This is a genomic window from Pontibacter sp. MBLB2868 (assembly GCF_051904785.1).
Taxonomy (GTDB): domain Bacteria; phylum Bacteroidota; class Bacteroidia; order Cytophagales; family Hymenobacteraceae; genus Pontibacter.
This window is the reverse complement of record NZ_CP196710.1, coordinates 2,737,979-2,749,416: the sequence shown is the minus strand read 5'-3', so window position 1 is coordinate 2,749,416 and position 11,438 is coordinate 2,737,979. Positions and strand designations below refer to the sequence as shown.

The 11,438-nt window shown below is 45.5% G+C and carries 10 protein-coding genes; 4 read left to right on the top strand and 6 right to left on the bottom strand.

Translation table 11 applies throughout. The features are described 5' to 3' along the window. Positions 1–52: 52 nt before the first annotated feature. Positions 53–844, top strand: a complete 792-nt coding sequence (locus tag ACSX1A_RS11695) for a M48 family metallopeptidase (RefSeq protein ID WP_439883554.1) — start codon at positions 53–55, stop codon at positions 842–844. Positions 845–859: 15 nt separating this feature from the next. Further along, positions 860–1,462, top strand: coding sequence for a hypothetical protein (locus ACSX1A_RS11690; RefSeq protein WP_439879831.1), 603 nt, complete (start codon positions 860–862; stop codon positions 1,460–1,462). A 73-nt stretch (positions 1,463–1,535) separates the two neighbouring features. On the opposite strand, the gene ACSX1A_RS11685 is transcribed toward ACSX1A_RS11690, so the two are convergent. Next, a complete protein-coding gene (locus tag ACSX1A_RS11685; RefSeq protein WP_439879830.1) occupies positions 1,536–2,342 on the bottom strand; it encodes an exonuclease domain-containing protein in 807 nt (268 codons plus the stop codon). A gap of 18 nt (positions 2,343–2,360) precedes the next feature. Next, positions 2,361–3,770, bottom strand: coding sequence for a UDP-N-acetylmuramate--L-alanine ligase (locus ACSX1A_RS11680; protein ID WP_439879829.1), 1,410 nt, complete (start codon positions 3,768–3,770; stop codon positions 2,361–2,363). A 135-nt stretch (positions 3,771–3,905) separates the two neighbouring features. Here ACSX1A_RS11680 and dnaB point away from each other — a divergent pair, with 135 nt between their 5' ends. Then, positions 3,906–5,474, top strand: coding sequence for a replicative DNA helicase (dnaB, locus tag ACSX1A_RS11675; protein ID WP_439883553.1), 1,569 nt, complete (start codon positions 3,906–3,908; stop codon positions 5,472–5,474). A 789-nt stretch (positions 5,475–6,263) separates the two neighbouring features. On the opposite strand, the gene ACSX1A_RS11670 is transcribed toward dnaB, so the two are convergent. Next, positions 6,264–8,000: a phospho-sugar mutase gene (locus ACSX1A_RS11670; protein ID WP_439879828.1), complete on the bottom strand. Its 1,737-nt coding sequence runs from the start codon at positions 7,998–8,000 to the stop codon at positions 6,264–6,266. A 161-nt stretch (positions 8,001–8,161) separates the two neighbouring features. Then, positions 8,162–9,256, bottom strand: a complete 1,095-nt coding sequence (hppD, locus tag ACSX1A_RS11665) for a 4-hydroxyphenylpyruvate dioxygenase (RefSeq protein ID WP_439879827.1) — start codon at positions 9,254–9,256, stop codon at positions 8,162–8,164. 151 nt (positions 9,257–9,407) lie between these two features. Between hppD and ACSX1A_RS11660 the strand changes: the two genes are divergently transcribed. Continuing rightward, positions 9,408–9,803, top strand: coding sequence for a hypothetical protein (locus ACSX1A_RS11660; protein ID WP_439879826.1), 396 nt, complete (start codon positions 9,408–9,410; stop codon positions 9,801–9,803). Positions 9,804–9,910: 107 nt separating this feature from the next. Here ACSX1A_RS11660 and ACSX1A_RS11655 read toward each other — a convergent pair whose 3' ends face one another. After that, positions 9,911–10,381 carry a phospholipase D-like domain-containing protein gene (locus ACSX1A_RS11655; protein ID WP_439879825.1) on the bottom strand — a complete coding sequence of 157 codons (471 nt, stop codon included), beginning with the start codon at positions 10,379–10,381 and terminating at the stop codon, positions 9,911–9,913. 15 nt (positions 10,382–10,396) lie between these two features. Then, positions 10,397–11,197 carry a helix-turn-helix domain-containing protein gene (locus ACSX1A_RS11650; RefSeq protein ID WP_439879824.1) on the bottom strand — a complete coding sequence of 267 codons (801 nt, stop codon included), beginning with the start codon at positions 11,195–11,197 and terminating at the stop codon, positions 10,397–10,399. Positions 11,198–11,438 lie beyond the last annotated feature (241 nt).

Genomic DNA, 11,438 nt, shown 5'->3' with positions numbered 1-11,438 from the left:
ATTGGTTCAAAATTTGAAAACGATTTTAAAGAACCAGTAAAATTCAAAAATGATGTATAAGAAAATAGTTGCTTTTGCGATAGCTATGGTGATAATGGTAGGATGTACTACTGTGCCTATTACAGGCCGCCGTCAGCTAAGCCTGGTATCCGATGCGGAAATGCAGGCGATGAGTTATGAAGCGTATGACCAGTTTCTGAAGGAGCATAAACTCTCCAGAAATTCACAGGCGACAGCCATGGTAAAACGTGTTGGTAACCGTATTGAGAATGCGGTAGAGCAGTATATGGCAGCGAATGGTTTGCAGAACGAACTGGCTGGCTATAAATGGGAGTTTAACCTCATTGAAGACGAACAGGTAAATGCTTTCGCCATGGCTGGAGGTAAAACTGTAGTTTATGAAGGAATTCTGCCTGTAGCACAGAACGAAACAGGTCTTGCTGTCGTAATGGGTCATGAGATTGCCCACGCCATTGCCAAGCATGGTAACGAGCGTATGAGTCAGGCATTGGTTCAGCAGTTTGGAGGACAAACACTGTCTGCACTTGCCGGATCACAGCCGGGCACAGCAGCCAACCTTTTGATGGCTGCTTATGGCGTTGGCTCTCAGTTAGGCATGCTGAAGTATGGTCGTGATCAGGAGTCGGAGGCTGATCGCCTGGGATTGATCTTCATGGCCATGGCCGGATATGATCCACAACAGGCAATCCCTTTCTGGCAGCGTATGGAGTCACAAGGAGGTGGAGCACCGCCAGAATTCCTTTCTACTCACCCAAGCGCCGGAACACGAGTAGCCGACCTGAAGAAGCATATGCCGGAGGCCCTCAAGTATTACCGTAAATAACCAGATAAAACCTATATGCACACTTTCACCCTTGGCCGCTGCTGGCGTGCCGTTTTTCAGCCTGTGCTCTTTTGGGCGCTGTTGCTCTTAATTGTTTCGGCTTGTACCAGAAGAGAGTCGTTTCCGCAGGACAGCGAGGAGCCTGTGGAGCAGATAGAGGGGGAGGCTGCACCTATGAAGTATGACGGTGTTTTACTGGCACAGGTGGTTTCAGATAGTGTGCATTACATTGTTTCAAAAGAAGTTCTTTTGCAACCCTTTATCCGTGAGTTCGGTGACGGAACAGTTGTAGATAAAGTTATGATCCGGAAGGTGCAGGAAGTGGAGGAGGATACTGCTGCCTATTACCTGGTTGGTTTGGGAATGCGAAACGGAGCCTTCCGTTCGATGGCGCTGGAGTTGGATATTGCGTCTGATAACAGCCTTTACCTCAGCAGCCAGGGAGATAAGCACATGTGCCAGGCTTCTATTGGATGCAGCTTCTGCTATTTTACATATTCGGGTAATAAGATAACCGGGTGTGAATGCGGTTCCCGCTCTATAGAAAATAAATGCGTGCATAAAGTGTCGCAAACCAACGGGCTACTAAGAAACACAAGGGTAGGGGCCATGCGATGACGCGATACATTTCATAAAAACAGAAGGGGCTGCCAATATTGGCAGCCCCTTCTGTTTTTATGAAATGTATCGGTTACGATAACTGCACATTCCGCAGGCGTATGCGTGTCAGTACTTTTTTTGTATGAAGCGGGAAGTCGCCTTTCATCATCCAGTCATAATAACTTGGTTCTTTCTGAAGCACTTCCTCCACAGACACATTCTTATACTTGCCAAAGTTAAACACTTCCTGCCCAGAATTATTGTACACGATCCGGCCGGATAGATCGGCTGTTTTCTGAACCGTGAATTTGTGCAGCTGCTCCATATCGTTCTGCACCGGGTATTCCTCAACTCCTTCCGTTACCTCTACCGGCGTATTCTGATAGCGGTCTAACTGTGCCATCAGGATGTGATAGGTAGCCACAGTGTCAGCCTCTGCGCTGTGTGCGTTCTCTAAAGATTTATCACAGTAAAATTTATAGGCAGCAGAAAGGGTGCGCTTCTCCATCTGGTGAAAAATACGGCAGGCATCCACTACGTTCCTGTTCTCGATATCAAAATCAATGTCGCAGCGCAGAAATTCCTCGGCCAGTAAAGGGATGTCGAAACGTAGCAGATTATAGCCGCCCAGGTCACAGCCCTTCAGGAACTGGTCCAGGTCGCGGGCAACCTGCTTAAACGGAGGACAATCCTTTACATCTTCATCGTATATCTTGTGTATGAGGCTGGACTCCAATGGAATAGGAATACCTGGGTTTATTTTACGTGTTTTCAGGATCTCTTCACCATCAGGCATCACTTTCAATACGCTTATCTCTACAATTCTGTCCTTCGAGATGTCAGTACCGGTCGTTTCCAGGTCAAAGAATACAATAGGGCGCTTTAAATTTAGCTTCATAGCTCTTGGTTATGTGTATTAAAGAACCGCTTTTTTTAGCGCCTCCAGGTTCATGTTATTGTATGTGCCTGAGCTCATGAGCAGCAGGTTCGCATTTTGCCAGTTTCGGGTTGTAAGGTGCTGCTGCAGTGCCTCAGCATCAGTAAATATTTTTATGCCCGGATTCTTAAATGCCTGTTTCAGCTCATCCTCCGTTAGCATCTCCATGCGCTTGTGCTCAATGGTTTTCGGGCTGAAAAAAACGATGGCTTCATCTGCCTTATCCAATGCGCCGGCATACTGCGGTAGAAAATTCTTGTTAAGGCTACTGAAAGTATGAAGCTCGACTACGGCCACTAATTCACGTTTTGGGAACTGCTCCTTTACCGCTTCAGTAGTTGCCTTTACTTTAGAGGGGGCATGAGCAAAATCCCTGAATATTGCGGAAGTGTCACTTTCGCCTAATTTTTCAAGGCGTTTGGCAGCACCTTTAAATGATTTAAGCGCCTCATAGAAGTCATGTGCCTTCACGCCGATTTTCTTGCACACCTCTTTAGCTGCATTTATGTTGCGCAGGTTGTGCTCACCGAAAAGCTGAATTTCTATATCGCCATCCTTTTTGGTGTGAAGTATGGTCTTTCCGTTTTTAATGCTGTAATCATGTACGCCATAGCCGATATAAGCAATATCAGCTGGGTTACGAGGCACTGCAACCAGCTGTACCTGCTCATCATCCTGGTTGTAGATCAGCGAACCGGCTTTGGGAGTCATCTCTGCAAAAACACGGAACTGCTCACGGTAATTGTCCGGGTCAGGAAACACGTTGATATGATCCCAGCTGATCCCGCTGATCACCCCGATGTGGTGATGGTACAGGTGAAACTTAGGTATGCGCTTGATCGGGTCAGAGAGGTACTCGTCGCCTTCGATAATGATGACCGGGGCATCGTCAGTTAATTTCACCATACGGTCAAAGCCTTCCAGCTGGGCGCCTACGGCATAGTCGAACTTGCGGCCCAGGTGCTTTAGCACGTGCATGATGATAGAAGTAATGGAAGTCTTGCCATGGCTACCCCCGATCACAATGCGTTGCTTGTCTTTGCTCTGCTCGTAAATAAATTCCGGGAAGGAGTAGATCGGTAAATTCAACTCCTTCGCACGCTTGAGCTCCGGGTTGTCCGGGCGGGCATGCATGCCAAGTATAACGGCATCAGGCTTTGCATCAATTTTCTCTGGGTACCATCCTTCCTTCTCGGGCAGAATACCAGCGGCAGCCAGGCGGCTTTTGGCAGGTTCGTAGATCTCATCGTCTGAGCCTGTCACTTTCAGGCCCTTATCGTGCAATGCCAATGCAAGGTTGTGCATGATGCTCCCCCCAACGGCGATCAGATGTATGTGCTGTATTTCCTTCTTCTCCATGGTCCAGGCAATTTGATGTGAAACAGACAAAGTTATAAGTCCCTGACTAAAATAAAATAGCTATACACTAATATGTTGATACTTTGTGGATATCTTGTGGATTATTAACACACTTATAAAGATTGCTTCTACGGCTTATCTGTTAAATTTGTGCTTATGGAGGAGATGAAAATGAATGTGAAACCTGCTGGCAACCGGAACGGGTGGCAAAAAAAAGCCCCTGTTGTATCGGAATTAGGTAAAAAGCCGCCGCAGGCACTTGATCTGGAGGAGGCCGTGCTAGGTGCTCTGATGCTGGAAAAGGATGCCCTAACAAATGTGATAGATATTCTGCGGCCGCAGAGTTTCTACAAAGAGGCGCACCAGCGAATTTTTAAAGCCATTCTTTCGCTGTTTGATAAATCGGAGCCGATCGATATTCTGACGGTAACGCATGAGCTGCGGGAGCATGGGGAGTTAGAACTGGCAGGGGGCGCTTACTATGTAACGCAGCTTACTACGCGTGTAAACTCAGCGGCAAACATTGAGTACCATGCCCGTATCATTACAGAGAACTCCATCAAACGCGATCTGATCTCCATCTCTTCAGAAGTTCTTTCAAGCGCTTTCGAAGATACGACTGACGTATTCGAACTGCTGGACAAAACAGAAGCGAAACTCTACGAAGTATCGGAATCCAACATACGAAAGAACTTTGATGATATGCGTTCTTTGATGCACATGGCAATCAAAGAACTGGAGGAAAAACGGAAGCAGGCGGATGGCTTGACCGGAGTGCCAAGCGGCCTTGTTGCCCTGGACCGGGTTACGTCTGGCTGGCAGAAATCTGACTTAGTTATACTTGCCGCACGACCTGCGATGGGTAAAACAGCCTTCGTACTATCATGCATGCGTAACGCTGCTGTGGACTTTGGTAAAGGTGTCGCTATCTTCTCTCTCGAGATGTCGTCCTTGCAGCTCGTGAATCGTTTGATCTCGTCGGAGGCAGAGCTGGAATCAGAGAAAATTAAGAAGGGTAGCCTGGAAGAATATGAGTGGGCACAGCTGAACCATAAGATAGCGAAGCTAACCGAAGCTCCGATCTATATTGACGATACGCCAGGGCTTTCTATCCGTGAGCTGCGCACCAAGTGTCGCCGACTGAAAGCGCAGTATGACATCCAGATGATTATTATTGACTACCTGCAGCTGATGAGCGGAAACGCTGACGGCAAAGGTGGCGGTAACCGTGAACAGGAAATTGCCTCTATCTCACGGGCACTTAAAATGCTTGCAAAAGAACTGAACGTTCCGGTAATTGCCCTGTCGCAGCTAAGCCGTGCCGTAGAAACCCGTGGTGGTGATAAACGTCCACAGCTTTCCGACCTTCGTGAATCCGGTTCCATTGAGCAGGATGCCGACATGGTTTGCTTCCTTTACCGTCCGGAATACTACGGTATAACCGAGGATGAAATGGGTAACCCAACAGCCGGAGTAGGAGAGGTGATCATTGCCAAGCACCGTAATGGATCCCTGGAAAATGTGCAGTTGAAGTTTATTGGCAAGTTTACTAAGTTTACAAACCTGGAAAGTGATTTTGGAGGAGACAGTATGGGTGGGTTTAATGCTCTGCCAAACAGTACCTTCGATACAGATGCTCCTGGTTCTATCCGTTTAGGCAGCCGGATGAACGATGGCAGCAATGGTGGGGGAGGGTTCCCTACTTCTAAATTTGATGAAGAACCTCCATTTTAAACAGATGACTATTTAAGGCAATAAAAAACACGTTGCCACTGTTTAATAGAAAATGATTACAATACGTTTCAACTTATAGCCAAAGGGAGATTAGCCGCTGTGTTCAAAGACCAGCGGCTTTTCTTTTTGTTGTTAGTGAGACTATAGCTTTGCCATTTCTGCTTTTCTTTATCTCTTGTCAATCTGTCGACTAGACGGCAGTAGAGATCTGTGTAGACTTCCTTATGATCCTGCTAATCTTTCTAGCTGCCGTTGAGCCTCATTTTACTATTACTGCAATACATTCTAGCTGAAGCTGATCCTCAGTCTTAGCTATGTCCTTTTCCATTGCTTATTTTGGTGCGCTCAAGCCCGCGGGGGCTCCCCGAAATTCTTCGGGGTAAACTAACTCAGGCATCGCGCTGTGTGCCTGAAGCTGCCTCCGCGCTGCTTCGGCTACCCTGGCGGGCACCGCAACATGCACAAGGCGCTCTTTATACGAGGGCCCCTACCCCCACCCAAGGACTTGGAACATTTCGATAACCACTGCCTTTGCTGTTTGTAAGTACAATGAAAAAATCTCCCTTTGAAGTGGTGAATGATAAAACCTGCAGGCATTCCCCTCCTCGGAGGGGTAGGGGTGGGTTTATTCCAACTGCCAGAGCAACGTAGCATTTACCTGCGCAAATGCTACAGCACATAACTGTTCTCTCTACATGAGCAGGGGGCATGGTGCCGCAAAACTAAAAAGGCTAAACTGTTAATGTTTTCATTAAACAGTTTAGCCTTTCAATTAGCTTATAATCAACACTATTCCTTCAGTTTCAGGTCTTTCAGGATCTGCTCTATCTTCTGGTTTAGTTGCTGCTCTACCTTGTCATAATCAGACGTAGAATGTAGTGGTTCATTTACACTGATGTAGAACTTGATCTTTGGTTCGGTTCCGGACGGACGGGCAGATATTTTGCTTCCGTCTTCGGTCAGGTACTGCAGAACGTTAGAGCTTTCCAGTTTAAGCTTCTGCTCCTCAGTTGTAAGTACTAATTTACGTGTGCTTGTTTTGTAATCGTTGATCTCAACTACATTTGAGCCAGCTATACTTTGAGGTGGATTGCTGCGCATGTCGGCCATCATTTGCTGGATCTCTTCTGCGCCGCGCTGTCCTTTTTTAGTAAATGATACCAGCTCCTCTTTGTAGAAGCCATACTTCTGGTACATCTCCACCATCATTTCAAACAGGCTTTGCCCTTTGTCCTTTGCTACTGCCGCCATTTCTGCAATAAGGGCACAGGCTGAAATACCATCTTTGTCGCGTACAAAATCACCGATCATATAACCGTAACTTTCCTCGCCACCGCCAATGTATACTTCCTTGCCTTCTTTTTCACGGATCACCTCAGCAATGTACTTAAATCCGGTCAGGGTTTCGTACATGGTAACGTTGTAGCTGTCGGCAATATCTTTGATAAGATCTGTGGTAACAATGGTTTTTACGACAAACTCTTTCCCGGTAAGCTTGCCAGCGTTTTGCCATGCCTGCAGCAGGTAGTTGATCAGTAAAGCACCTGTTTGGTTGCCATTCAAAAGAACAAACTCACCTTTCAGGTTTTTTACAGCAATACCCACACGGTCAGAGTCTGGGTCGGTGGCCATTACAAGATCTGCATCAATTTCTTTGGCCTTGTTCAGGGCAAGGGTCATGGCTTCTTTCTCTTCCGGGTTCGGGTAAATCACCGTCGGGAAGTTGCCATTTGGTTCAGCCTGCTCCTGCACCACATGCACATTGGTAAAACCGAAACGCTTCAGTACTTCCGGTACCAGCGTTATACCTGTGCCATGGATAGATGAATAGACTATTTTAAGGTCGTGCTGGCGCTTGATGGCATCTTTAGAAACTGACAAGCCAAGTACACGCTCCATATAAGCTTCGTCTACTTCTTTGCCGATCATCTGGATATTCTCCGGCTTTGCCTCAAACTTTACTTCATCAATAGAAGTGATCTTATTTACTTCGGCAATAATGTTTTTGTCGTGAGGGGAAGTTACCTGTGCGCCATCGTTCCAGTACACTTTGTACCCGTTGTATTCTTTGGGGTTGTGAGATGCTGTTACCACCACACCGCTCTGGCAGCCAAGGTGACGTATAGAAAAAGAAAGTTCCGGGGTTGGTCGCAGCTCATTGAACAAGTATACTTTTATATCATTTGCAGAGAATATCTCGGCTGCAATGCGGGCAAAGTTGTCTGAGTTATTGCGGCAATCGTGGGCAATGGCCACTTTTACCTGCTCATCCGGGAAATTCTGCTTCAGATAGTTACAAAGGCCCTGCGTTGCCATCCCTAACGTATAGCGGTTCATGCGATTACTGCCTGCACCCATAATGCCGCGCAAACCTCCTGTACCAAATTCAAGGTCTTTGTAAAAAGCATCGGAAAGCGCTTCGTCTTCGCCGCGGTCCAGCATGCCGGTAATTTCATTTTTTGTGGCTTCGTCATAGTTGCCGGCTAGCCAACTGTCAATTTTTTGGCGTATGCTTGAGTCGATCATTTCGTGTTCTGTAAAAGGTTTTTTTATTACAATTTGCTGCACAAAAAATCACACCAGCCGTTTCTGTACCAAAAGTACAACTGAAAGTACTGGTGTGATTTTGTAAATAATTCTAGTTCAATGGCCCGGAAATTCACGGGCTTCTATACTTTATTTTGGTACTAGAGGTTTCCTCTTAACTCCTGTTCACGCTCTATCGCTTCGAACAGGGCTTTGAAGTTTCCTTTACCAAAAGACTTGGCTCCTTTTCGCTGGATGATCTCATAGAATACAGTAGGTCTGTCTTCCACAGGTTTCGTAAATATCTGCAGCAGGTACCCTTCATCATCACGGTCTACCAGGATATTAAGTTTTCGCAACTCGCCCATGTCCTCGTCAATGTGACCGATTCGCTCTATCAGATCTTCGTAGTATGTTTCCGGTACATAAAGAAATTCTACACCACGGCGGCGCAGTTCGCTCACTGTGTGCAGTATATCGTTTGTGGCAATTGCGATGTGTTGTACACCGGCTCCTTTGTAAAATTCAAGGTACTCATCTATCTGCGACTTCTTTTTGCCGGCGGCAGGCTCGTTTATCGGAAACTTAATGTAGCCATTTCCATTCGATACCACTTTAGACATGAGGGCGGTATACTCTGTGCTGATGTCCTTGTCATCGAAGGTGAGCAGCAGGTTAAAGCCCATTACTTTTTCATAGAATTCAACCCATTCATTCATGCGGCCCAGTTCCACGTTGCCTACGCAATGGTCTACATACTTCAGGCCTACAGGCTCTACTTCTACTATACTTTCCTTTGCTATAAAACCTGGCATAAAAGGGCCGTTGTAGTTCTTTCGCTCTACAAAAGTATGGATCGTGTCGCCATACGTGTGGATAGAGGCCACTTTAACTTCGCCATTTTCGTCACGCAATGTTTTAGGCTCCAGCGATGGTTTTGCGCCACGCTCCACAGTTCCGCGAAAAGCTTCTTCAGCATCATCAACCCAAAGGGCCAGTACTTTTACGCCATCGCCGTGCAACTGCACATGCTTCGAAATATCAGAGTTAGGGTCAAGGGAAGTTGTCAGCACAAAACGCACTTTCTCCTGCTGTAGCACATAGGAAGCACGATCACGGACACCTGTTTCAGGGCCTGCGTATGCCACGAGCTTAAAACCAAAAGCTGTTTGGTAGAAGTGGGCAGCCTGCTTGGCATTGCCTACATAAAACTCAATATGATCGGTGCCATTTAAAGGCAGAATATCTGTTGCCATAGTTTCTAAAAATAGTTTTTATGGTGATTTTTGTAAAAATACAGCTTTTAAATATTTATCAAAACCAGTATCAAAGCAATACAAATTATCATTAGGAATACTTGCAATTGCTAAGGCATGTTGTCAACTTTGTAAAAAATAAGAAGAACCCATGAACGCAAATGCCCTGAACAGCTCTATTGTTGCTATCCTGGAGAAGAAGCAGGAACTCAATGCTTTGGATTATAACGATGAGCGTTATGATGATATTGAAGAAGAACTCCATGATCTTGAAGATGATTTCAATGAAGAATACGGAGACTATCTGGAAGATGTGTTGGAAGACGTGCATGGAAAGATAAAATCTGACGCCGACATACTTTTACCTACTGCCTACATGGCAAGTGCCCTGACTAATCTGGAACTCAGCAACGAGGAGCAGGAGGGTGTATGGGTAGAATCAGATTCTTTCCCGGGTGTGGAAATGCGCCTGGTTTTAGTGGCAAACCCTCCACGTGTGCTGCTTGTATTAGCTGACCAGGAGCGCGTGCTCTGGACGGCTGAGTAAAGCTACCTCACAAAATAACTTTGTACGAACCGCGCCTGCCTTTGTGTGTAACTAAGGCAGGCGCGGTTTTTATTGCTCGTTTTTAAAGTCGTGACAGTATTTGCGCTTTAAAATTCCCCAGCGCTTCCAGCAAGCGTTTCCATCTCATCCCACAATAGGTCAAACTCCTGGCAATAGGCCAGAACAGTATCCCTGTCATGGGTGATAAGTATGTTTTCATGGTTGTAATTGGCTGCACTGCGGGTCCAGTTATAACTGCCGGTTAGTATCGCCTCGTTATCAATGATGGCAAATTTGTGGTGCATGTGGTTGTGTGTCATATCCACCCGTACAGGAATTCCTTTTGCTGCCAGTTCCTGTATATCAGAACCCTTGTCAAAGAGCTTTTCATTATCTGTAAGCACCTTTATCTGAATACCATTTTTATGAGCGTCCAGTATGGCACTTGTAATACGATCATCGCTGATGGTGAAAACGCAGATCTTTAGAGAATCTTCTGCACTGTTGATGCATTCAAGTATGGCATCCAGGCAGTCGTTTCCAGGGCTGAAATATGCACGGTTGGGTAGCTTTGACAATGTGATGAGTATTAATTAATGTTTATCTTTTTGTTCTAATTTTTCCATACGCTTTATCAGGTTCTCAACCTTTTTTTCTAGTATGGCTATTTTGTCTCCCTTTGTTTCTGGTGAGGTTGGCGTGTAGCTGATCAAGGCCTGTATCTCCCATAGTTCCTGCACCTGATCCATACTTATTTCCAGGTCAGAGGCGTCTGGGAGGTTAGCTTCAAATTGTAGCGTTTTGTTATTATTAGATTGGATCAGTTTCCCAAACCGGATGCTGTCAGTGGTAACAACTGCAAACATACGTGCTGCACTTAAGGTCTGGGAGTTCTTTTTAGTAGCAGTACATAGCGCAATATCTCCCACTTGAACTCCATAAAGTTGTAGTTCTGCAGTAGTAATTTCAAAGGCTCTGGTTTCTGTGGCAGGTTGCTTTAAGGGTACGGAGACAGTAGGGAGTGAGGAAACATAGGCTGGATCAGCACTTTTAACTGGATAAGTTTCGGAATGTGTTCCGGTTATCAGCGGAAATTGATTGGTGCTGTCAGCAGCTGCTGCTACTTTTTTGAGAACTTCCTCTTTGCTCAGTCCTTTCTTAAATATGTCGAATCCATAAAGCTCGTTAATGGTAAGCTCTTTGGTTAAAAGCAGATCTACTGAAATGCCAAAATGCTGTGCAATCTGTACCAAAGTGTCAATTTTGGGCTCAGAACGTCCTTCTTCATACGCTCCTACGCTTGGCCGGGCTAGGTTAAACAGCTGAGCAAATGCTGCCTGACTGAGGTTTTTAACAGTCCGGATCTTCTTAATATTCTTTCCAATATATGACATACAAAAAAATAACCTTGCTAATATTTTGAGCGTATTAATATTTATATTATAATTACATCGTCAAATAAGACATGAATGTGGGCAAGTATACGAAACATTCTACAATTATGAGCAGCAGCAGAAAGATAAAAATAAATATAGTTATATAGGCTAAGAACTATTTAGTTTATTAAATTAGATGCTCCAAACCATAGCACAGGTATAAAACCTTTTATACTTTATTCTAAGTTGTCTCCCCGGT